23 protein-coding genes are annotated in these 21664 nt (G+C 47.5%); 9 read left to right on the top strand and 14 right to left on the bottom strand.

Going from position 1 to position 21664, the window contains the following annotated elements; genetic code table 11:
* Positions 1-78 precede the first annotated feature (78 nt).
* The gene (locus tag M2137_RS09670; protein WP_280766228.1) at positions 79-2235 is read right to left on the bottom strand and encodes an elongation factor G; all 2157 of its coding nucleotides are present in this window, start codon (positions 2233-2235) and stop codon (positions 79-81) included.
* A gap of 544 nt (positions 2236-2779) precedes the next feature.
* Here M2137_RS09670 and ssb point away from each other — a divergent pair.
* The 4 genes from ssb to M2137_RS09650 are packed head-to-tail and all read left to right on the top strand — an operon-like array spanning position 2780 to position 5857.
* Positions 2780-3280 (top strand): single-stranded DNA-binding protein, encoded by a 501-nt coding sequence (ssb, locus tag M2137_RS09665; RefSeq protein ID WP_280766227.1) that lies wholly within the window; start codon positions 2780-2782, stop codon positions 3278-3280.
* A 26-nt stretch (positions 3281-3306) separates the two neighbouring features.
* On the top strand, positions 3307-4650 hold the full coding sequence (gldE, locus tag M2137_RS09660) for a gliding motility-associated protein GldE (RefSeq protein ID WP_280766226.1): 1344 nt from the start codon (positions 3307-3309) through the stop codon (positions 4648-4650).
* A gap of 17 nt (positions 4651-4667) precedes the next feature.
* Positions 4668-5237: a gliding motility protein GldD gene (locus M2137_RS09655; RefSeq protein WP_280766225.1), complete on the top strand. Its 570-nt coding sequence runs from the start codon at positions 4668-4670 to the stop codon at positions 5235-5237.
* A complete protein-coding gene (locus M2137_RS09650) occupies positions 5237-5857 on the top strand; it encodes a 4'-phosphopantetheinyl transferase superfamily protein (protein WP_280766224.1) in 621 nt (206 codons plus the stop codon). The genes M2137_RS09655 and M2137_RS09650 overlap by 1 nt, the downstream gene beginning before the upstream one ends.
* A 6-nt stretch (positions 5858-5863) precedes the next feature.
* Here M2137_RS09650 and M2137_RS09645 read toward each other — a convergent pair whose 3' ends face one another.
* Genes M2137_RS09645 through M2137_RS09630 form a run of 4 tightly spaced genes read right to left on the bottom strand, consistent with a single transcriptional unit; the run spans position 5864 to position 8812 of the window.
* A complete protein-coding gene (locus M2137_RS09645) occupies positions 5864-7114 on the bottom strand; it encodes an MFS transporter (protein ID WP_280766223.1) in 1251 nt (416 codons plus the stop codon).
* A gap of 19 nt (positions 7115-7133) precedes the next feature.
* On the bottom strand, positions 7134-7919 hold the full coding sequence (locus tag M2137_RS09640; RefSeq protein ID WP_280766222.1) for an amidohydrolase: 786 nt from the start codon (positions 7917-7919) through the stop codon (positions 7134-7136).
* Positions 7920-7970: 51 nt separating this feature from the next.
* A complete protein-coding gene (locus tag M2137_RS09635) occupies positions 7971-8519 on the bottom strand; it encodes a lysophospholipid acyltransferase family protein (protein ID WP_280766221.1) in 549 nt (182 codons plus the stop codon).
* Entirely contained in the window at positions 8516-8812 is a 297-nt protein-coding gene (locus tag M2137_RS09630; protein ID WP_280766220.1) for a hypothetical protein, read from the bottom strand. The genes M2137_RS09635 and M2137_RS09630 overlap by 4 nt, the downstream gene beginning before the upstream one ends.
* A gap of 562 nt (positions 8813-9374) precedes the next feature.
* Between M2137_RS09630 and M2137_RS09625 the strand changes: the two genes are divergently transcribed.
* Positions 9375-11024: a phosphatidylinositol-specific phospholipase C gene (locus M2137_RS09625; RefSeq protein WP_280766219.1), complete on the top strand. Its 1650-nt coding sequence runs from the start codon at positions 9375-9377 to the stop codon at positions 11022-11024.
* Between the two features lie 57 nt (positions 11025-11081).
* Here M2137_RS09625 and M2137_RS09620 read toward each other — a convergent pair whose 3' ends face one another.
* Together M2137_RS09620 and M2137_RS09615 are read right to left on the bottom strand one after the other, a co-directional pair.
* Positions 11082-11687 (bottom strand): hypothetical protein, encoded by a 606-nt coding sequence (locus tag M2137_RS09620; RefSeq protein WP_280766218.1) that lies wholly within the window; start codon positions 11685-11687, stop codon positions 11082-11084.
* A 13-nt stretch (positions 11688-11700) separates the two neighbouring features.
* Positions 11701-12147, bottom strand: a complete 447-nt coding sequence (locus M2137_RS09615) for an RNA polymerase sigma factor (RefSeq protein ID WP_280766358.1) — start codon at positions 12145-12147, stop codon at positions 11701-11703.
* 168 nt (positions 12148-12315) lie between these two features.
* On the opposite strand from M2137_RS09615, the gene M2137_RS09610 reads away from it, so the two are divergent.
* The 4 genes from M2137_RS09610 (at position 12316) to M2137_RS09595 (ending at position 16638) form a co-directional block, all read left to right on the top strand.
* On the top strand, positions 12316-12720 hold the full coding sequence (locus M2137_RS09610; protein ID WP_280766217.1) for a polymer-forming cytoskeletal protein: 405 nt from the start codon (positions 12316-12318) through the stop codon (positions 12718-12720).
* A 63-nt stretch (positions 12721-12783) separates the two neighbouring features.
* Positions 12784-13266 (top strand): polymer-forming cytoskeletal protein, encoded by a 483-nt coding sequence (locus tag M2137_RS09605; protein ID WP_280766216.1) that lies wholly within the window; start codon positions 12784-12786, stop codon positions 13264-13266.
* Between the two features lie 106 nt (positions 13267-13372).
* Positions 13373-13780 carry a polymer-forming cytoskeletal protein gene (locus tag M2137_RS09600; protein WP_280766215.1) on the top strand — a complete coding sequence of 136 codons (408 nt, stop codon included), beginning with the start codon at positions 13373-13375 and terminating at the stop codon, positions 13778-13780.
* Positions 13781-13857: 77 nt separating this feature from the next.
* Positions 13858-16638 (top strand): ATP-binding protein, encoded by a 2781-nt coding sequence (locus tag M2137_RS09595; protein ID WP_280766214.1) that lies wholly within the window; start codon positions 13858-13860, stop codon positions 16636-16638.
* Here the strand turns inward: M2137_RS09595 and M2137_RS09590 are convergent.
* From M2137_RS09590 to M2137_RS09560, 7 genes are all read right to left on the bottom strand, one after another.
* Positions 16635-17054 carry a hypothetical protein gene (locus M2137_RS09590; RefSeq protein ID WP_280766213.1) on the bottom strand — a complete coding sequence of 140 codons (420 nt, stop codon included), beginning with the start codon at positions 17052-17054 and terminating at the stop codon, positions 16635-16637. The genes M2137_RS09595 and M2137_RS09590 overlap by 4 nt on opposite strands.
* A gap of 358 nt (positions 17055-17412) precedes the next feature.
* A complete protein-coding gene (locus M2137_RS09585; protein WP_280766212.1) occupies positions 17413-18030 on the bottom strand; it encodes a hypothetical protein in 618 nt (205 codons plus the stop codon).
* Positions 18008-18640 (bottom strand): outer membrane lipoprotein carrier protein LolA, encoded by a 633-nt coding sequence (locus tag M2137_RS09580; protein ID WP_280766211.1) that lies wholly within the window; start codon positions 18638-18640, stop codon positions 18008-18010. Before M2137_RS09580 ends, M2137_RS09585 begins: the two co-directional genes overlap by 23 nt.
* Complete coding sequence (locus M2137_RS09575; RefSeq protein WP_280766210.1) at positions 18637-19326, bottom strand: polysaccharide deacetylase family protein; 690 nt, start codon at positions 19324-19326, stop codon at positions 18637-18639. Before M2137_RS09575 ends, M2137_RS09580 begins: the two co-directional genes overlap by 4 nt.
* Before the next feature lie 4 nt (positions 19327-19330).
* Complete coding sequence (locus M2137_RS09570) at positions 19331-20212, bottom strand: beta-ketoacyl synthase chain length factor (protein WP_280766209.1); 882 nt, start codon at positions 20210-20212, stop codon at positions 19331-19333.
* A gap of 3 nt (positions 20213-20215) precedes the next feature.
* Positions 20216-21406 carry a beta-ketoacyl-[acyl-carrier-protein] synthase family protein gene (locus tag M2137_RS09565; protein WP_280766208.1) on the bottom strand — a complete coding sequence of 397 codons (1191 nt, stop codon included), beginning with the start codon at positions 21404-21406 and terminating at the stop codon, positions 20216-20218.
* Complete coding sequence (locus tag M2137_RS09560) at positions 21403-21663, bottom strand: phosphopantetheine-binding protein (RefSeq protein WP_280766207.1); 261 nt, start codon at positions 21661-21663, stop codon at positions 21403-21405. Before M2137_RS09560 ends, M2137_RS09565 begins: the two co-directional genes overlap by 4 nt.
* Position 21664: the final 1 nt, after the last annotated feature.

Genomic DNA, 21664 nt, shown 5'->3' with positions numbered 1-21664 from the left:
TGCCCTCTTTTTTCGGAAAAAACAAAAAAACCGGCCTAAACAAATAGGCCGGTCTCTTTATATGTATAAGAAAGGTACTTAATCTTCTTCCTGAGAAGCTTCGTATTCCTTCAACAGTTTGTCCTGAACATCGGTCGGAACCAATTCGTAGCTGGCATATTTCATGATAAACGAGCCACGACCTCCGGTGATAGAACTCAAAGAGGTAGAATAGTTCGACATCTCTTTCAAAGGCACTTTCGCTTTTAGTTTCTCGAAACCACCTTCGCTGTCCATACCCATAATAATCGCGCGGCGTCCCTGCATGTCGCTCATCACGTCACCCAGATAATCGGCCGGTACGGATACTTCCACATCGTACACCGGTTCGAGGATCTTCGGTCCCGCGTTCTTAAAGGCTGTGCTGAACGCGTTACGTCCGGCGAGCATAAAGGAGATTTCATTACTGTCTACCGGGTGCATCTTTCCATCGTACACAATGATACGCACGTCGCGGGCATACGAACCGGTCAATGGCCCCTGCTCCATGCGTGCCGTAATACCTTTGAGAATAGCCGGCAGGAAGCGTGTATCGATGGAACCACCGACGATACTGTTGATAAATACCAGTTTACCACCCCAGTCGAGCTCGATGACTTGTGTATCGCGCACACTGATCTTGAACTCCTGTCCGTTGAATTTATAGATTTCCGGCGTAGGCATTCCTTCGGTATAAGGCTCTACGATCAGATGCACCTCGCCAAACTGGCCGGCACCACCCGATTGTTTCTTATGACGATAGTCGGCACGCGCCTGCTTGGTGATCGTTTCACGATATGGAATCTTCGGTTCCAGGTATTCGATAGCGATCTTATCATTGTTTTCAATACGCCATTTCAGCGTGCGAAGATGGAATTCACCCTGTCCGGAAACAATGGTTTGCTTCAGTTCCTTGGATTGTTCTATCAGCCAGGTTGGATCTTCTTCGTGCATACGAATCAATATCTCCATCATCTTTTCCGAATCGGATTCGTTGGTAGCTTTCACCGCGCGACGGTATTTCGGATCCGGGTATTTGATAAAGTCGAATTTGTTGTCTGCTCCCTTGCCATTGAGGGTATTACCGCGGCGCACATCTTTCAGTTTTACGGTCGCACCGATATCTCCGGCTACCATTTCGGGCACCTGCGAACGGGTTTGTCCGGCAGTTACAAACAACTGGGCAATACGTTCTTTGGAACCACGATCGGCATTCAACAGGTCGTCTCCTTCTTTTACTTTTCCTGATATCACTTTAAAGTAAGAAACCTGTCCGATATGCGGTTCAAGGGTTGTTTTATAGAAGAACAGGCTGGTAGCTCCGTTCGGATCCAATTTAACCATCTCGCCTGCTGTGTTTTCATAACCCGGCATCTGGTCGGGCGAAGGAACTACGTTGCCCAGGAATTCCATCGTACGGCGCACACACATATCTAATTTAGCACATACACAGAATACCGGATACATACCGCGAGCCAACAAACCGGCGCGGATACCTGCGCGCATTTCGTCTTCCGAAAGACTGCCTTCGTCGAAGAATTTCTCCATCAACGCATCGTCGTGTTCGGCGGCTGCTTCCACCAAGGCCTGATGCAATTCCATGGCTTTATCCATCTGGTCGGCCGGGATGTCTAATACATCGGGAACGCCTCCTTCCGGCTTCCACTGATACATCTTCATTTTCAATACATCCACCACAGCATTAAAGCTGGTGCCCGTGCTTACGGGATACTGAATCTGAACCGCTTTATTACCCCAGCGCTCTTTCAGCTGATTGATTGTATTATCAAAATCCGCCTTGTCGTTATCCAATTGGTTCACCACAAAAATAACCGGCTTCTTAAACTGGTCGACATAACGGAACTGATTGATTGTTCCCACTTCTACTCCATATTGCGCATTCAGCACCATCAGTGCGGTATCCGTTACGTTCAATGCCGAAACGGTACCTCCGATGAAGTCGTCGGAACCCGGGCAGTCAACAAAGTTGAGCTTTTTATTCTGCCATTCTACACTGAAAACGGTTGAGAAAACGGAGTAACCATACTCTTTCTCAACCGGAAAATAATCGGACACGGTGTTTCCACTGTCTACAGATCCACGACGTTTTATAACTCCACCCTCGAAAAGCATTGCTTCAGCGAGAGTGGTTTTCCCAGAGCCAGAACTTCCCAAGACGGCGATGTTCTTAATTTCATTTGTTTGATATACTTTCATGATATCAGGGATTTATTTGGGTTTAACAATAAAATCTGCACGTGAATTTTCACGAGCCCGCAAATTATAGAATGTTAGGGGAATAAGCAACCTGAGGATTTGTGTTTAAGAACATAAATAACAAAGAGTCTTGAACCGGGATTTCGCTGATTGAAGGATTTCCCAGATGTGATTTAGGAAGATTGACTTGATTTATGCTGATTGTTTGTATAACCAATCATATAAAATCATATGAATCCATCAAAATCACATCTGGGAAATTCCCTAATCAGCGAAATCCCGGTTCAGACGAAATATCATTTTGTCAAAATCGCGGGACTTTTTTTCCGAAAACCCGGGACTTTGGAGATAAACTCCCGGGAGAAACATTTTTTAACGTATCATATTGTAAAGCAAAATGGCGTTTTTGCTTACATTTTGTCAAATGGCATTTGCGAAGAAAAGAGAGGTGCGCCAAAAATGTTTTCTACATAATTTAAAATGGAAACTTTGCAGAATGACTGAAATTGTTTTCCTTTGCATACACACAATAAAAACGAATTTTATGTCATTAAATAAGGTAATTCTAATAGGCAATGTCGGGAAAGATCCGGATATCCGCTATTTTGATAATAACGTGGCTGTGGCTAATTTCCCGTTGGCGACTTCTGAAAGGGGGTATACACTGGCGAATGGAACGGTGGTTCCGGAACGTACCGAATGGCATAACATTGTGGTCTACCGCGAACGGGTGCAGTTCGTGGAGAAATGGGTGAAAAAAGGTTCTCTTTTGTATGTGGAAGGTAAGATCCGCTCGCGCAGCTACGACGATGCCGCGGGCATCAAGCGCTATGTAACGGAGATATATGCCGATCGCATTGAATTCTTTAGCCTGGGAGGAGGACGCCCCGACAACGCGACCACCTCGACACAAACGACTCAATCTGCCCAGCAACCCGTTCAACAGCCGGCTATGCAACAGCCGCCGACTACCTCTATCCAGCAACCGGCCGGTCCGGCTTCTCCTTCTTTAGAAACGAATGACGCAGACGATCTTCCGTTCTGATATTGTTTAACTAATCCCCCAGTTCCTTGGACTCAGACTATTTTTCGAGTATTTTCAGTAACGTTGTCATTAACGAGTTTACGGCAAGCTCTATCATTGCGTTTTCTATAGCAGCGCTGCTTTTGTGTGCTTCCGCTTATGTTTCCGCCTCCGAAGTGGCTTTCTTTTCTTTATCACCCGGCGACCGGGATGAGATCAACGACGGCAGGCATGCCTCCGATAAAGTGATTCAACGGTTACTGGATCGTTCGGAATACTTGTTGGCCACCATTCTTATTGTCAATAACTTTGTAAATGTGGCGGTGGTAATGCTTTTCACCTTCGGTATTCACTTGTGGATCGACTTCACCGCCTCGCCGGTGTTCGGCTTTGTGTTGGAAACCATCCTGTTGACCTTCCTATTACTCCTGTTCGGGGAGATCATGCCCAAGATATATGCACAGCTTAATCCATTGCGTTTTGTTCGTTTTTCCGCCCCTGTACTGAGCGGAGTAGAGTCGTTTTGTCGTCCGCTGGCCAAGTTGTTGGTTGGTTCGACCTCGTTTATTACCAAAGGGAAGGGACGTCGCAAATACGATCTCTCGGCCGAAAAGCTATCCAAAGCATTGGAACTGACCTCCGCCGAGATACAGGATGAGAAGGAGATGCTGGCGGAGATCATCAAATTCTATGACAAGACGGCGGATGAGATCATGACTTCGCGCCTCGATATGGAGGATATCGATATCAAAACAAACTACCGGGGGGTGATCGACTTCGTTATTCAGTCGGGTTACTCCCGTATTCCGGTCTATTCCGACACGGAAGACAATATCAAAGGGATCCTGTATATCAAAGATCTCCTGCCCTATATCGACAAACCGGACACCTTCCGCTGGCAAAGTCTGATACGTCCGGCTTACTTTGTGCCCGAGACCAAAAAGATCGACGACCTGCTCGAAGAGTTCCGTACGAACAAGATACACATGGCCATTGTGGTTGATGAATACGGCGGTACGTCGGGAATCGTCACCATGGAGGATATCCTAGAAGAGATCGTAGGCGATATTTCCGATGAGTACGATGAAGACGAGCGGCAGTATATCAAATTGGCGGACGGAAGTTATATATTCGAAGCCAAGATTATGCTGACCGATTTCTTCCGCACCATCGATGCTCGCGAAGAGGATTTCGGCAAGCTGACCGAAGAGGTCGAGACCTTGGGCGGATTGTTATTGGAGCTGAAAGGCGATTTCCCACACCGCAAAGAGGTGATCACCTACGATAAATATCGTTTCCAGATACTGGAGATCGACAATCGCCGCATACTGAAGGTCAAATTCAGCCTTCTCAATGATCCGGCAACCGAAGAGGATTTGCGGGAATCATGAAACAATTTACGGAAATCATGAAGCGTTTTCTCCTGGTATGGATAAGTATTTGCTGCGTGGCCTGCACGCAACACTACACACCCAAGCCGCGTGGTTATATGCGGTTGGAGCCTCCCGCGCCCCATTACAGGTTGTTTGCGTTGGATAATCTGCCTTATAGCTTTCATATTTCCCACCTGGCGGAGATCGAATTGCCGCCTGAAAACGCCAACGAAAGTTGGATCAACGTCGCCTATCCGTCGCTGGGTGCTAAGATCTATGGCAGTTACCTGGCTATTACCCCGGCAACGCTTCCCGAAACAGAGGCAGAAAGCCGCGAACTGGTAGTTCGTCAGGCGCGCCATGCTGAACGAATCTCCGAAAAAGCCTATACTGATCCGGAAAAACGGCTCTATGCTTCGCTCTTTTTGTTGGATGGCGATGCCGCTTCGCCCATACAGTTTGTATTGACCGACAGCAGTTCGCATTTCTTTCGAGGCAGTTTGTTTTACGATATTCGCCAGAATGCCGATTCGCTGGCGCCTGTGACTCGCTACCTGCAGGAGGATATTCTCGAAATCATACAATCATTCAGCTGGAACGACTGATGCCATTATTCGCCACATACGAGAGTCCGCGTCGCGCGATCTGGCAGATAACGGAGAGTAGCGAGGAGTTGTTCGCCCATTTTGCCGACAGGGAAAAGCAACTGCCTGCCCTGGAAAAGATAAAAACGGAGAAGCGACGCACCGAATGGCTGGCTGTACGCCTCCTATTAAAAGAGCTATTAGGCGAAGAAGCTGTCATCGCCTATCACCCCAACGGCGCCCCTTTTCTGCCGGATCATCCCTTGTCGATCAGCATCTCCCACACGAATGGCTATGCGGCTGTCCTATTGCAAAAAGATAAACCCGCCGGTATCGATATCGAATACCGAAGCGACCGCATCCAAAAAATCCGTGAACGCTTCCTGAGTGAGGCGGAAAACAACGCCATTGACCCGGCACACACGAGCGAACACCTGTTGATCTATTGGTGTGCCAAAGAGACCTTGTTCAAACTAATACCCGAAGAGGAGATCGACTTCCGCGAACACCTCCACATACACCCTTTCCCTTACGCCACTACCGGCATCCTATCCATCTCCGAAAGCCGCAGTCCGCACAAACGAACCTACCAACTCCGTTACGAAGTTAATGAGGAATTTGTTGTGGTTTGGGAGGAATAAAAAAGCTTACTTCTCCTCTATCCGCAGGAAGGGTATTACCAAAAAGACGGGGATGCAGCAAAGGATCACCCAGAAGAAGAAGTGTTGGTAGCCGATAAGCTCCTGAATCCAGCCCGAGACCATGCCGGGAACCATCATGCCCAGTGCCATAATACCGGTGGATATGGCGAAATGAGAGGTTTTATATTCGCCTTCGGCAAAGAGCATCAGGTACATGGTGTAGGCGGTGAAGCCAAAGCCGTAGCCCAATTGCTCCAACCCCACACAGATATTGATTAAAATAAAATTGGTCGGCAGCGTATATGCCATGTAGAGATAGACCAAATTGGGCAGGGATAATGCCAGTGCCATCGGCCAGATGCTTTTCTTCAGGCCGAAACGGGCAATGGAAATGCCACCCAGAATGCCTCCGAGCAATAGAGCAATCACGCCAATCACCCCATACGCCACCCCGACATCCGCCGTGGGAAGCCCCAGTCCTCCCGCTTCAGGGCTGTCTAACAGGAAAGGAGAGGCCAGCTTCACCAATTGGGCTTCGCCCAACCGGTAGGTAAGCATAAACAACAGAGCTGCTATGATCCCTTTTTTCTGAAAGAAACTGGTAAAGGTGCGTCCGAACTCCCGCAGGATCTCCCGGGGAGTCTGTTGCGTTCGCTGTTTGTCGGAAGCCGGGTAAGGGAAAATATACCGGTGCCATAGTGCCAGAGCGATCATGAGACCGGCAATAATAAAAAAGATAATACTCCAGGCAAGCGGGATTCTTCCCGTCGCTTTTTCCAATAGTCCGGCAAGCATCACCAACAATCCCTGTCCCGTAAGCATGGCGACCCGGTAGAAGGTGCTTCGGATGCCGATAAAGAACGCCTGGTCTTTCTCGTCGAGCGCCAGCATATAGAATCCGTCGGCCGCAATATCGTGCGTAGCCGAACTAAAGGCCATCAGCCAGAAGAAGGCGAGGGTCGCCTGCAAGAAGAAGCTTGTCGGAATCATAAACGCCACACCGGCCATGCCTGCGCCAATCAATAACTGCATGGAATAGATCCACCACCGCTTTGTTTTGATCAGATCGACAAAAGGACTCCAGAGCGGTTTGATCACCCAGGGGAAATAGAGCCAGCTTGTATAAAACGCAATCTCCGCGTTGGAGACCTGCAGGTTTTTATACATGACCACCGACAGCGTCATGACCACCACGCAAGGCAGCCCTTCCGCAAAATAGAGCGACGGCACCCACGCCCAGGGAGACTTTTTTTTCACTTGCACACTAAATCACTAATCACTCAACAATCTCAAACCGATCGGCATCTTTCCAGGCCGGGAACTTCTCGCGTATCTTGATAAGATCTTCTTTTTCAATCGTGCAGGTACGCGTAATCTCTTCCCGTTTTCCTGCGTCGGCCAATTTTTTTCCTTTTGGGCTGAACACCATGGAGTCGCCTTTATAGACAAATCCCTTGCCGTCGATGCCCACGCGGTTCACGCCGCATACAAACGCCATATTCTCTAAAGCACGCGCCTGCAACAGGGTTTTCCATACCCGCTTACGGGCTTCCGGCCAGTTGGCCACGTAGATCAACAGGTCGTAGGCATTATCCACATTACGGCTCCACACCGGGAAGCGCAAGTCGTAGCACACCTGCAGGCAGATGTTCCATCCTTTATACGACACGATCGTGTTCTTCGTGCCGGCCGAATAATGGGCATCTTCGTCCGCCATCCGGAACAAATGGCGTTTGTCGTAATAATATTCATCGCCTTCCGGAGTGATAAAGAAGGCGCGGTTGTAGTATTTACCCGCCTCTTTCACGATGAAGCTACCGGTCACGGCGAGTTTGTACTTCACGGCCCACCCTTTGATAGTCGGAATAGTCACCCCATCCATCGTGTCGGCCAGCTTTTCCACATTCATGCTGAATCCGGTCGAAAAGGTTTCCGGCAACACCGCCAGATCGGTTTTGCCACTTACCCGGCGCAATAGTTCGCCATAGTAACCCAGGTTCTCATCCCGGTCTTCCCAAATAATATGGGATTGTATCATGCTGATGCGCAATGTGTCTGCCATAACAGTATTTGTTTAAAGTATTTATAGTCGTTTTTTCTGCTTCTATGCCGCTTATATGCTGATAAAGTTTTCCGGTTTTCCCCCTTTTATACCACGGTAATGGGTACGGATCGTATAGATATCCTCCTCTACATTCCCGGTGGGATAGAAAATGGTTTTGATACCGGCCTCCTTCTTCCCGTAGTCGATATAGGCTAACAAGATAGGCACCTTCGCCTCCAAAGCAATAAAGTAGAAGCCTTTTTTCCATTCTTCCACCGGCTTGCGGGTACCCTCCGGGGTGATCGCCAGTTGGAAACGATCGCGGCGATTGAACTCAGCCACCATCTGCTCGGTCACCGAAGTGCGTTTGTTGCGATCGATCGGAACACCTCCAATCGAGCGAAACAGCAGGTTGAAAGGGAAAAAGAACCAATCCTTTTTGATCAGGAAATGGGCAGTGGTGCCAATGGCCGAATAAAAGAGTTTTCCGATCGGGAAATCCCAGTTACTCGTGTGGGGCGCTACGCAAATCACACATTTCGGCAGTTCCGCTCCTTCCGCCGGCCCTACTTTCCAACCAGCCAATCGGAGGATGGTTCTGCTTAACCATTTACTCATGCGATCTTCTCTTTGCCCAGCTCTTCGATGGCTAATATAATTGCTTCGACTTCCGCTTGCAGGTCGGTTACCAGCTTTTTATAATAGCCTTTCACCACCTTTTTGTTGTCTTTGCCGCCCGGATGCGATACCCGTTTGATGTATTCATCCTGCATATCAAGGATACGGGTCAGTACGATATCGGCCGCGCCCTGGTCTATTTTCGATACCAGCATTTTAGCCACCAATACCTCTGTGAACAGTTCGCCCGCGATATAGCTGATGTCCCGCTTCAATGTTCTTCTCTTAGCCATGTTTTGTCTGTTTTTTTAGTTGTCTGACAAAGGTATAAAGATTGTCATTATTCCAAAATCTGACGGAAGAAAAAAGTAATCCCGATGCGAAAAGGAACTTTTTTCGGGCAAATGCAATTTATTATTTGCTTTGCACTTCGCTTTGCTCGTTAAAGCGATTTGACAAATTGTCAAAATCGCGGGACTTTTTTTCCGAACTCCCGGGAGTTTTTTCACAAACTCCCGGGAGAAACATTTTTTAACGTATCGTATTGATAGCAAAAAGCCGTTTTTGCTGACATATTGATAATTAGTAAATGCGATTCTTTTTTGAGGATCGTATTAGCTTCCCCAAAGGGGAAAATGGTGGGCAAATTGGGGTATGACCTCGTAAGAGGTATGCATAAGTTAAAATTTATTTATATCTTTGTCCCATTCAGTTGAATACATTAACCGTTATTATTATATAGAGAGAAAGGCTGCTTTCCCTATAGTTGAAACGAACGATACAAACTTAAAACGCGCTAACGCTAAATCAAAACAAGAGTTCAATTAAAATTAATCTGAAATGAAAACGAAAAAGATGAAACAGTTAAGACTGTTCCTATTATTAATAGGTGCGGTAAGCCTATTGGCCGTCGGGTGTGACAGCGATACTCCCCTTGATGAAGAGAACCCGCCAGCAATTGTGGGTGGCAGTTCAAATGATGTGACCCGTTCGGTTACGAGTGGGAAAAAACCCAAAAAGGGGGAGGATGAACGATCCAGTGATAACTTTAAGACCAGCAATATGGCCTCCGGTACGCATTTCTTATGGAATTGTCCGGATACGGTCAACTTCGATGTGAAACGGGATTACAGATGGCCGGAGAATAATGGGGTGGATACCTATTTCGCCCGAAACCTGGGCAATGGCTCTATCACGAAGAAAAAAGGCACTGATTATTTCTATATTGCCAATCCCAAGGGAGCCGGAGGTGATTTTGAGGTCGTTTATACTGTATTCACAGCAGAAGAGGGCTATGAGTATGCCAGTAGCCGCCATAAACCGCATGCTGGTCAGGATCATCGTTCCAGCTTTAATTTCGTACTAACAGGCGACTATACGCATTATGAGATAGAATGTCCGGAAGGGATCACTTTCAATATACACAGAGACAAGACAGCAGCAGTTGATGAGGTCATGCTAACGAATGTGAAAAATGGTATGATCATTGCAAATCCAAAGGATCTAAATCTCTATATTGCAGATCCTCATGGGGCGACCTACCCTTTTGTGGTTACTTTCAAACCGGCTAAGTCTCCGGCGATGGATTGGATGGCGCATGTAGATGGCAAAAAGTACCTGTATGAATTATCGATACCGGGTACGCACGATAGTGGCACCGGAACCAGTAAGGTAGGACCAGGCGGCAGTAAATGTCAGAATTTTAGCTTCACTACCCAGTTGAATGACGGGATACGCTTTATCGATGTGCGTATGGATGATAACCTCCAGGTTTGTCATGGGCCTGATTATGCGGGTCTTTATTTTACGAAAGTGCTGGAAATGTGTAATAGCTTCCTGGATAAACACCCGAAAGAAACCATTCTGATGTCGATCAAAGGAGAAAACGGAGGAACGCTGACCAAATCGTTAGAAGCCTATTTTGCGAAAGATTCCGTGAACCCGGTCAGTAAGTTTTATAGAGAAGAAGGCATTCCTACCTTAGACAAAGTAAGAGGAAAGATTGTGATGTTGCGCCGTTTTGAGAAACCAAAGACAGGCAAATGGGGGATCAATCTGAACGATGATTGGCCACAGGATTCATCAGGCGAATTTTTCAATGGCAGCAATAATATTTATGTAGAAGATAAGTTCTTTGAATTTTGGAATGATAATCACAACTCCGGGGTGAAGCTGGAAGAGGTGAAAAAAGCTATTAAACGCGCGTATAGTAGTTACATTCATAGAAATCACATGTTTCTTACATTCAACAGTATGGCCATAGGCTTTTGGGGAGTTAGCCATACCCCCTGGAAGTATGCATGGGGAGGTGACGGCATCGATCCCGTTATGAACCCTGCCTTGTCGGATGTCCTGGATGGTTATTTAAAGAAAAGAACAGGGCCGGTGCGTTTCGGAACGGTTATTCTGGACTTCTACAACAAACATGGATATGATGATAATGAATTTTTGGTATACAAAATCATCAACGCCAATTTCAAAGAAGACCTTATTCCGATACCCTGATAAGAGATGAAGGTTAAAAAAGAGGGGGGCTGACTTTTGAGTCAGCCCCCCCTTTTCTTATAGGCTATCTTGTTCGAACTCTTCCAATTCGCGGAGGTTACGCTGGATATCGCGGATATGGCGGAAGTAGCGAAACCAGATGATGACCAAGAAGAGCACTAAGGCACACGATAAATAAACAACCAGGAACTCGATAGAGAAGACTTCGTCTAATCGGTGGTTGGCATTGAAATAGCAATAGACCCAAACGCCCAGGTAGACAGGCATCAGGATGCCGGCGATAACGGTGTGCCTGATGAGATAGGTTCTGTATTTCAGAATAGAGCGGGAGACCTCCGTGACCGTCATCCGGCTCATATCTATTTTATCCAGGAAGCCACACAGCCAGTAAGACCAATACCATAATCCGGCACCAATAGGCAATATGGCCAATACCCAGCTTATCCCGAAGATATCTCCATGAGCCAGGATGGAGGCACTCAAAAAAACAAAGGCTATGCATGTGATCGGAAGAACCCGTAAGGCCTCTCTCTCATATTTCTTAATGCGTTCGAACGCCCCCTTATTGCGGTTGGCAATCATCTCTTTGATCATACTGTCTTTTACCTCTTTTTTAAATGATTCGTTATGTTGCCACTCTCTTTTTAATGTATCTAAGTCCATAATATACGTTGCTTTAATTGTTCGACATTTTTTTAAGCTTCTCTTTGATGCGATTGATCTTCGTGGAGACATTGGTGGAGGTGATCCCCATAATATCCGCTATCTCCTTATAGGGTCTGTCCTCCAGATAGAGAAAGATAATCGCGCGCTCTAACTTGTTTAGCTGATTGATCAATGCATACAATTCGTTTACATAAAGACTGTTGTCTTCGGAAGGAACTTTGAGATCGGGAGAAAGCTCCACATACATGGGTTTGCGACTGCTTTTCCTGAAAAAGGAGATACAGGTGTTGAGGGCAATCCGATAGATCCAGGTCGAATAGGCGCTCTCTTTCCGAAAGTTCGGAAATGATTTCCACAGGTTGAGTACTACCTCCTGATATAAATCATCCAATATATTTTCTTTGTCGGCATAAAACGACGCTACCTTATAGATAATGCCATTATGTTGCCTGATCATGTCTAAAAAATCTTTCTCCACAACTTCGCTATTACTTGTTTTTCTTAGTTAGTCGGCGGTCGACTTAAAATGTCACAATTCGTTATTCTTTTTTCTAAATTACGACAAAATGTGGTTCAATCAGAAAAAAGAATATATATTTGTCTATCATTAATATAAAAAGTTGAAATGGGAAAACAATATGAAGAAGTCGTAACAGGTAATTCTTACAATACGATATCTGTTGATACGACTATAATTGGGAATGTCATTACTGAGACCGATTTCCGTCTGGATGGAAAAGTAGAAGGTGAGATTTCCTGCAAAGGAAAATTGGTGATAGGAACAAAGGCGAAGGTAAAAGGCATTATCAATGCCCGTAGCGCGGAGGTATTAGGCGAGATAGAAGGTATGGTGATTGCCGAAATTCTGGTGGTCAGATCTTCTGCGGTCATTAATGGCGATATTGTAGCCCAGTCGCTCGAAGTACAGCCTGACGCACAGGTGAACGGTACCTTCTCGATGAAGAAGCAGGCGGGTGTGCAATATGCGGAGGCGCCAACTACCCCCTCTTTAGATGAGGTAAAATGGTAAGAGCGGATCTTGCCGGATCTGAATAATCAATTATATTTGCAATAAATCTAATCTTCTATCACAATGGCAAACAGACCATATGACGATGTAGCGCCGAATGGCTTGCATAACATCATTTCTGCCGGGACAACAATCATCGGTAATGTGATTACCGAAAGTGATTTCCGCTTAGACGGGAAAGTAGAAGGCGAAATAGCCTGTAACGGGAAATTAGTTATCGGGCCAAAGGCACAGGTGAGAGGCAAAATAACTGCCTCTTATACCGAAGTATTGGGTGAGATCGAAGGGAAAATCTTCGCTGAAAAACTGATCATCAAATCGACGGCAGTTATTCAGGGGGATATCGTTGCCCGGTCTCTGGAAATCGAACATGATGCTCAATTCAATGGTACCTGCTTAATGACCAAAGAGGGCGATTTGCCTAAGATGCCGGAGGTGCCCGAATCATTTACTCCCGTGGAAGAAGAAAAGCTGGAGGAAGAAGAGTTGAGCCTGGATGATGATGAGTTGGCAGACCTGATGGATGACGATCTTAAAATAGAGTAAAGAAAGTTTTTCTTTTTCTTTCGAATAGCGTTAATAAACGGAGACATCTCTCCCGGAATCCGGGATGATGAGATGCGCTTTGTTTTGCCGCATAAAAAACATACCTATGGGAAAAAAGATGTATGAAGAAGTAACTCCTCCTGTAACAACAGGAAATAGTGGCATGCACAATATCATATCTGCCGGAACCATCATTATGGGCAATATCTATACGGAATCGGATTTCCGGGTAGATGGCGAGATTGAAGGTGAGATAGCATGCAATGAAAAATTGATCCTCGGGAAAACATCTCGCGTGAAAGGGAAAGTGTCGGCTTCGTATGTGGAAGTGTTTGGCGAAGTGGAAGGCTCTGTGATGGCAGAAACGCTGGAGGTGAAATCTTCTGCTCGCATACAGGGAGACATTGCTGCTCAATCGCTGGAGATGGAACCCAACGCCTTGTTCGACGGATCATGTACGATGCTAAAGAAAACAAACGCGGAAAAACCCTCCTCCTATTTTTTGTCGGAGTGAAAGGATAGCATTTGTTTTTCTTTTTTATAGGTTATCTTTGCGATCATTTTTAACCGCTATCATGTAAGAATAGGAGTATGAAGGAAAAACAACACCGTATACGGCCAGAAGATATGGAAATGGAATATGCCAGGTATATGGCTATTTCAGAAGTCTTTGATATGGGCTGGTGGGAGTTAGACCTTCAGAAAAATACTATGACCTGCTCGGTAGCCGTTGCCAACCTCTTGCACCTGCCTGCCGTAACGATCGATGTTCAGTTGTTTTTTAAGATGATTCGCGAGGACTATCGCTCCCGGATCATGAATGCCATCCTCTCTGCCTCCGGTAGACAGATGCGGCGTTACCTTTTTCCGGTGTATGTAGGCGATCATGTGGAGTGGATTTCTATCCGCATCATCAAGACCGACGAACATACGTTATTGGGAATGATGATCCCGATTGACGAACCGGAAGACAAGATGCAGCAGGAGACCGCCCGTGAAACGGTGAAAAACCTGATACACCAGCTGAATGGGATCTCCAAATCGCTGTTCTCTTTCCTGCAACGCGAGAACTTCGATGATATGGTGAACCATATCCTCTCTACCTTAGTGACGCACTTCAGTGCCGAACGGGCTTATATCTTCGAGTATAACTGGAAAGATATGAATCAAAGCTGTACCTACGAAGCGGTCAGTCGTCCCGGCCTGGAGGAGATAGAGAACCTGACGGAGATGTTCTTTGAGCCGGATACCTGGTGGAACCAACAGATACTGACACAACACCCCATCATCCTTTCTACGATGGACGATCTGCCGGAATGGGACCTCATTGACCGGGAGGTGTTGGAGTCGCAAAATATTAAATCATTGATGGTCGTGCCTTTCGTATCGAAGGATAATCAGATCTGGGGATATGCCGGCATTGACGTGGTAGACAAACAACGCGACTGGTCGGAAGAAGATTTCCAATGGTTTTCTTCTCTGATGCATATCATCAATATCTGCGTGGAATTGCAGAAGTCAAAGGTGCAGATCCAGGATGATAAAGAATACCTGCAGAAGCTGTATAAGCGTATGCCCATCGGCTATTTGGCCGTACAGCTGATCTACGATGACAATGATGTGCCGGTCGATTTCCTCTATACGGAGGCAAATGATGAAATGGAGCATATCATCGGTATCGCCCCCGATAAAATTATCGGTTTGAAAGGATCGGATTTTTCTGCGTTAGACGATTTGCCTGCTATGGCCGAGGTGGTCAATAGCGATAAGCATATTGAGCAGGATTATCCCCTGCCTACACTCGGAAAGCATTGCCAGGTGATCCGTTTCTCCCTGCATAAAGACGAGGTTATCTCGCTCGTGTTGGATGTGACCGACGTACACAATGCCCATAAAGCAGTAGCCGAAAGCGAGAAACTACTGCGTACCATTTATGAAAACCTCCCCGTCGGGCTGGAGCTTTACGACGAGAAGGGAGGATTATTGTACCGGAACGATAAAAATCTGGAGATACTGGAACTCGATGAGGAGGATAATGTCATCGGATTAAATCTGTTCGATCACCCCTGCCTCCCCCAAGAGGTGAAAAAGAAAATCCGGAAAGGCGAAAAGGCGGACTTCCATATTATTTATGATTTCAGCCTGGTAGGCGATTATTATAAGAAGGAGTTTCCGCCCATAGAGGTGAAGAACCTCACCGTTAAAATAGTTCCTATCCTGAATGAGGCGCGGGAGATACAGAATTACCTGTTTATCAATATCAATAATACAGAGACCACCAATGCCTATCAACGGATCCAGGAGTTTGAAGCCTACTTCTCGATGATTGCCAACCTGGCCAAGGTAGGTTATTTCAAATGGAACCTGACAACGAAGGAGGGCTTCGGCATCAGCCAGTGGTTTACCAGCTTAGGCAAACCGGCAGACAGCCTGATGACCGATGACCTGGCGGATATGTATAGCCAGTTGCATCCGGAGGATTATGAAGCCATCAAACATTTCTACGATAAGGCAGCATCCGGCCGTGCCCAGAGCTTTGAAAAAGAGATACGGGTAATCGAGTCGAAGAATAAGGTGAGATGGCTCCGCTGCACATTGACCTCGAAGAAAGATCCGGTCAACGATCATATTGAACTTATCGGGGTAAGCTATGATATTACCGAATTGAAAGAAATGATCCTTGCCAAGGACAAAGCGGAAGCCTTAGACCGTCTGAAGTCGGCCTTCTTAGCTAATATGAGTCATGAGATCCGTACACCGCTCAACTCCATCATCGGTTTTTCCGACCTATTGGTCGAAACACGCGACGAAGAAGAGAAGCAGGAATATATCTCTATTATCCGCCATAACAATGAGTTGCTCCTCAAAATTGTTTCAGACGTACTGGATCTTTCCAATATTGAATCGGGAACGATGGTGTTTGATATGCGCGAAGTCTCTGCCCATAAACTTTGCAAAGAGGTGGCTCGGTCGTTCAATTCCAAAGAGATCCCCCCGGAGATCGAGATAAAGGTAGATCCTATGTATGAAGATCATGTGATCTATACGGATGCGGATCGGGTGAAGCAGGTATTGGAAAACTTTGTCACCAATTCGCTTAAGTTCACCAGAAAAGGCACCATCACCATAGGCTGTGAATACCAGGAGGATGAAACCCTGTTGTTCTATGTGAAAGATACGGGCATAGGCATCTCACCGGAGAATATCGACAGCATCTTCGACCGTTTTGTGAAAGTCGATTCGTTTGCCCAGGGAACAGGCGTTGGCCTCTCCATCTGCAAAAGCCTGATCGAAGGCATGGGCGGCACCATCGGTGTCGATTCCGAACCGGGCAGAGGCTCCTGCTTCTGGTTTACACTTCCTATTGCTTAACTTACAGTTGTATATTCTTTTTTTGCGTTTCTTTTATACATTTTCGGTGTGATGGAGATGGTAAACAGATGGTTCATGGCTGCATCTCTGTAATAATAGTTGAAGCTTACCTCGTGATCGCGGTAAAATTGCATATCGGGATTGGTGCGAATATGATTTGTCAGGTTCTTCTGGAGATTGTTTTTGAGTTCCTCTAAATCGGTTGTTTCTTCGTTGATTGTCAGGAGCGTATAGTTGTATTGAAGTATATTGTTGGGCAAAACGATCAGATTGTCAAGTCGTGTTTCCTGATCGATCATAAACGGACATGTCTTATTTACCTCTTTGGCCGTTTCCACTAATGCTACGTTAAGCACCATTGATTTCGACATCGCTTTATGAAGTATCACCCGTTGTATGAAAAAAATGGCGAGCATGATAGCAGCGATTCCGACTATCGATATCAGAATCTTTTTGTAATCTATTTGAGGAGTAGTTTCGGTAGCCGATAGTCTATGACCACAATTAGTACAAAATTTGGCATTTTCTGTCGCAGTTGTTCCGCATTTATTGCATTTTTCCATAGCGATTGTTTCTTTTCCTGATTTTACTTCTTTTGCAAATGTAGTCTATTTTGCGTCTTTCCAAATTATCATTTTGTCAAAATCGCGGGACTTTTTTTCCGAAAACCCGGGACTTTGAAGACAAACTCCCGGGAGAAACATTTTTTAACGTATCATATTGTAAGGCAAAATGGGCTTTTTGCTTACATTTTGTCAATTCGGAAAGAGTGGGTTATATCTCTTCCAATCGTATCTGTAAGCTGGGGAAGCGGTGGCAGATCACGATCGATCCGGGTGTGGTGCACAGGGTGCGTTTCGTGATGCCGTGGCCGGTTTGGATCTTTTCGAAAGGAGAGGAGGGAGAGGGGGTGCGATAATAGCCTTTGGAAGGCTTTTGGGTGAGGCGGTAGACCTGCGTGGAATCCGTAGGCGACCGGTAGAGAATGGCGGGGTTCACTTTTTCAAAATGCAAACCCAAAAGGAGGGCGAAGTCATGGTGTAGGAGGTTCAGTAATTGTTGCTTATTCAGCGGTTCCATACAATGGTGTACCGTCAATTCTTCCCCACTGATTTCAAAATCGAATACCGTGAGTCCGAAATGGGTGGTGAAGAGGGTTCGATGGCGCTCTTCCTCCGTCTTTTTGATCAGGAATATACCGCTGAAATGATGTTTCCCCAGGTCGAAGGTCATGTGATAGCGTTGCAATTGCCCGTTGGCCTGCAAGGGGGGAATCAATAACTCCTTTCCGATCATGCGATCTCCTTCCTTATGCAATCCCCGAATGATGGAGGGCGCACAGGAGGTGGCCAATAATAACAGGCAAAGGCTAAGGTATCGCAAACAATTCATCTGAGTTGATCGTGTTATACCGGCGGTTGGTAAAATGATATTCCGTATAGTCCTCTCCCGCTTCTGCCAGGCGCAGGGTGGTGACCGACATATCCGTTTTACTGAATGTGATCGTAATCTCCCGAATATATTGACGGGTGGCGGCCGATTTGGGTTCGATCCGCGCAATGTAAGAGGAGGCATTTTCCGAAAAATGGGTCGTATAACCGGCGGATAGGCTACCCAGGTCACCGATCATACTGGCGGCAATCAGGGTTTTCATCTCCTGCATCATGGGGTTGGTGCCTAAAGAGACGATATTTGTTTTGCCATCCGACAGGATTTTCAGCTGGCTACCGTTGATCACCATCAGGTAGGCGAGGGGATCGGTGTATTCCAGGCGGATTTTCTCCTCTTTGCGGTAGGCAAAGCGGCCTTTGGAAACAATCGTTTCGGCAAATACATCGAGGTATTTATCCTGACGGAAGTCGGCTTCAATGGATTGAATCTTACCGGATGCCTCTTTCAGCCGCTCCTGAAAAGCCTCTAAGGAGACGAGGGGTGTAGACGCTTCCTGCGCGAAGGCTTGCAGGGAAAAAAGGAAGAAAAGTCCTATACAGAATTGTTTCATAAGGCGTAATCATTTACTAATTCATCAACACGTTTCACCTTGTATCCGTTAGCCTGAAGGTATTCAAGCAGTGCCGTCAACAGTTCGACGCTATCCGGCAGGCGGTCGTGTAAGAGTATAACGGCGCCCGGACGGATTTGTTTTGTGATTCGTTTCATGATCTGCTCGACCGGCTCTCCCCGGGTGTCGAGCGAACGGACGCTCCAGCCGATGGTGGTATACCCCAATGTGCGGACAGCTTTCCCAACGGTCGGATTGGTCACCCCGAAGGGCGGGCGGAAAAAAGTGACGGGCGATTCGATGATCCCCTCCAAAATCTCTTGGGTTTGCGTGAGATCGGAAAGCATCTCCCGGTAGGGTGTGAGGGGGAAACTGTTTTTATGTTGCAGCGAATGGTTGCCGATCAGGTGGCCTTCATGGTGCATCCGCCGGACAATTTCCGGATATGGCACGGCTTTCTCTCCGATGCAGAAGAAGGAGGCCTTGGCCTGATGGCGTGAAAGCAGATCGAGGACAAGGGGTGTCTGTACGGGATCAGGCCCGTCGTCGAAGGTCAATGCCACCTCCTTCTCCCGGGTGTTTGCCCGGCAAAAGGCTTTCAGGTAAACGCCTGAAGCGATATTGTAGGAGGCGTAGAATAGGAAACCTCCTGCCGCCAGGATACATACTATGAGTAGTGCCCCCATCCTATTACACCTGTTTTAGGAGGATCAATGAATGATTGTCCAGAAATGAATTACAGAGCAGGACAGCCGGCAGGCCTTTCTCCTGTATCTGTCGGCAGGCATACCAGAGTCCGAAGCCCATAGCCGTAGGATATTCGCCGCAATATTGTTTGTACTCCTCCGGATAGAGGATGGTTGCCTCTTCTGCGTGATATCGTTTCAGAAACGCATGAAGATACGCCTCTCCGGGTTTCTCCGGCGAAGAGATCATGTCGATCGCCTTCAGCTGAGCCAGTGAAGCGGCGGAGGGTTGATCGGCGAGTAGGAAGAAAGCGGCTCCCTCGCCAGCCATGGCGTTTCTCCAACAGCCGAAACGTGCCAGGATAGCGAATAAGGTGTCGGTCAGTTCGTCGATCGATCCGGCCAATACCCGGCTTGCCTTGCCTTCTGCCAATAAGAGTGCCGCGTCCAAGATGGCGCTTTCCAACGAGAAGGCCCGATGCACGTAGGTATTGTTGTAGGCATGATTCCCCAATAACAGGGCGATTTGTCCGCCTATGGTGTTGAAGGTCGACTGGATAAAGGCCGTAGGAGCGAGCAGTCCTTCATCGTTATCCAAGAAGCTATTCATAAACTTCTCCGTGTCTTCCAGGCAGCCCAGCCCGGTAGCCGTCAGGATGGCATCGGGTTGCATTGCCTCTCCGGCCTCTTGCAGGCAGCGCGTAGCGGCGGCGACACCCATCCGGATGATGCGGCTCATGCGGCGACGCGCACCGACATTCGGAATCAACTGCTTGTAGTCGGGCTCTTCGGCTTTCAGGCGTGTGCCGGGGATCCGGTCTGCCGGTTCCGATACAGACGGGTGTATGGAGGCGATGGAGTGGATATAGACAGCCTTTTCAAACATAATTTATCGGTTTATCTGACGAAAGACTAAAGAGGTATTGTTGCCCCCGAACCCAAACGAGTTGGACACCACTGTGCGGATGGGGTTCTGTTCGCTATAGGTGGTGACCGGAACCAAGCCGGTCTCTTCGATGGGTGTGGTGAAGTTCAGGTTGGGGTAATAGATACCTCGCTGAATAGCCAATACACTAAACACAGCTTCCAGTCCACCGGCAGCGCCTAAGGTATGGCCGGTGAAAGCTTTGGTGGAGCTAAACGGAGGGATCCTGTCTCCAAAAAGACGATAGATCGCCTGGCTTTCCGAGGCGTCGTTGTTGGGCGTGCCTGTGCCATGGGCATTGATATAGTCCACCTCTTCCGGGCCGATCCCGGCGATCTCCAAGGCGTTCTTCATCGCCAGCCAGGCACCCGTTCCATCCGGTGAGGAGGCGGTTTGATGGTAAGCATCGTTGCTGTTGGCAAAACCGCATAACTCCGCGTAGGGCGACTTGTGTAGACTCTTTTCGGATTGCAACACCACATATCCGGCTCCCTCCCCCAGGTTCAGACCCGCCCGTGAGGCATCAAACGGACGACAGGGCTCCCGGTCGACAATCATCAGGGAGGAAAAACCATTCAGGGTGAATTTGCAGAGGGCATCTGTGCCACCGGCAATCACTACGTCCAATAATCCCTGCCGGATCATGCGCGCTCCCAACATCAACGCGTTGGCGGCCGACGAACAGGCGGTACTAATGGTGGTGCGAAAACCGGTCAAGCCTAAGTAGGATGCAATCCGTTCGGTGCTGTCTGCAGCATCGTGCGAAGCGACATCGCGCAGCCTCCCCCGGCTGTTGTCTTCCCGAAATAGGGGATAAAACTGCTCGGATAGATCCATGCCTCCGGTGGAGTTGGCTGAGATAAGCCCGACGCGCAGACCGTTTGTCGTGGCAATTGCCGCATCCTGCCAGGCCTCTTGTGCGGCAGTGATGCCTAAAAGAGCTGTTCTCGACAGGGTTTGTTGCCGCGGTATACCTAATCGCTCCTTCAGGTTGTCGTTTGTTGCTTTTACCTCAGAAACAGGTACATCATGGCGTGTCGGGAAAAGAGTGATCTTTCCCAGGCCATGTTGTCCGGAACGAAAGGAGGCAAGATGCTCTTCAAGCCCTTGTCCGATGCCGGAAATAGCGCCTATTCCTGTGATAAAGACTTTCATTTCGTGCGGTTAGCCGTGATGAATTGAGCCAGGGTGTCGACCGAATAGAAGATTTCTTTGCCTTCCGATGGCTTTTCGATACGGATTCCGTAGTTGCGCTCCAGGATCAGAATGATCTCCAGGGCATCGATGGAGTCGAGTCCTAAGCCCTCGTCTCCGAATAGTGGCGCAGCATCATCGATCTCCTGCGGAGTCATATCCTCCAGGTTCAAGGTGTCGATCAATGCTTCTTTGAGTTCTTGTTTTAATTGTTCCATA

Origin of the sequence: Parabacteroides sp. PFB2-10, assembly GCF_029893085.1 — a bacterium.
Classification (GTDB): Bacteria; Bacteroidota; Bacteroidia; order Bacteroidales; family Tannerellaceae; genus QVMG01.
Note: the sequence above shows the minus strand (reverse complement) of the source record. Positions and strands in the feature narration are given on the sequence as shown.

Bases quoted from the DNA above. Each gene is read 5' to 3' on its own strand.
- M2137_RS09670 (WP_280766228.1), bottom strand. From the start codon at position 2,235: ATGAAAGTATATCAAACAAATGAAATTAAGAACATCGCCGTCTTGGGA.
- ssb (WP_280766227.1), top strand. From the start codon at position 2,780: ATGTCATTAAATAAGGTAATTCTAATAGGCAATGTCGGGAAAGATCCG.
- M2137_RS09655 (WP_280766225.1), top strand. From the start codon at position 4,668: ATGAAGCGTTTTCTCCTGGTATGGATAAGTATTTGCTGCGTGGCCTGC.
- M2137_RS09650 (WP_280766224.1), top strand. From the start codon at position 5,237: ATGCCATTATTCGCCACATACGAGAGTCCGCGTCGCGCGATCTGGCAG.
- M2137_RS09640 (WP_280766222.1), bottom strand. From the start codon at position 7,919: ATGGCAGACACATTGCGCATCAGCATGATACAATCCCATATTATTTGG.
- M2137_RS09635 (WP_280766221.1), bottom strand. From the start codon at position 8,519: ATGAGTAAATGGTTAAGCAGAACCATCCTCCGATTGGCTGGTTGGAAA.
- M2137_RS09630 (WP_280766220.1), bottom strand. From the start codon at position 8,812: ATGGCTAAGAGAAGAACATTGAAGCGGGACATCAGCTATATCGCGGGC.
- M2137_RS09625 (WP_280766219.1), top strand. From the start codon at position 9,375: ATGAAACAGTTAAGACTGTTCCTATTATTAATAGGTGCGGTAAGCCTA.
- M2137_RS09620 (WP_280766218.1), bottom strand. From the start codon at position 11,687: ATGGACTTAGATACATTAAAAAGAGAGTGGCAACATAACGAATCATTT.
- M2137_RS09615 (WP_280766358.1), bottom strand. From the start codon at position 12,147: ATGATCAGGCAACATAATGGCATTATCTATAAGGTAGCGTCGTTTTAT.
- M2137_RS09610 (WP_280766217.1), top strand. From the start codon at position 12,316: ATGGGAAAACAATATGAAGAAGTCGTAACAGGTAATTCTTACAATACG.
- M2137_RS09605 (WP_280766216.1), top strand. From the start codon at position 12,784: ATGGCAAACAGACCATATGACGATGTAGCGCCGAATGGCTTGCATAAC.
- M2137_RS09600 (WP_280766215.1), top strand. From the start codon at position 13,373: ATGGGAAAAAAGATGTATGAAGAAGTAACTCCTCCTGTAACAACAGGA.
- M2137_RS09595 (WP_280766214.1), top strand. From the start codon at position 13,858: ATGAAGGAAAAACAACACCGTATACGGCCAGAAGATATGGAAATGGAA.
- M2137_RS09590 (WP_280766213.1), bottom strand. From the start codon at position 17,054: ATGCTCGCCATTTTTTTCATACAACGGGTGATACTTCATAAAGCGATG.
- M2137_RS09585 (WP_280766212.1), bottom strand. From the start codon at position 18,030: ATGAATTGTTTGCGATACCTTAGCCTTTGCCTGTTATTATTGGCCACC.
- M2137_RS09580 (WP_280766211.1), bottom strand. From the start codon at position 18,640: ATGAAACAATTCTGTATAGGACTTTTCTTCCTTTTTTCCCTGCAAGCC.
- M2137_RS09575 (WP_280766210.1), bottom strand. From the start codon at position 19,326: ATGGGGGCACTACTCATAGTATGTATCCTGGCGGCAGGAGGTTTCCTA.
- M2137_RS09570 (WP_280766209.1), bottom strand. From the start codon at position 20,212: ATGTTTGAAAAGGCTGTCTATATCCACTCCATCGCCTCCATACACCCG.
- M2137_RS09565 (WP_280766208.1), bottom strand. From the start codon at position 21,406: ATGAAAGTCTTTATCACAGGAATAGGCGCTATTTCCGGCATCGGACAA.
- M2137_RS09560 (WP_280766207.1), bottom strand. From the start codon at position 21,663: ATGGAACAATTAAAACAAGAACTCAAAGAAGCATTGATCGACACCTTG.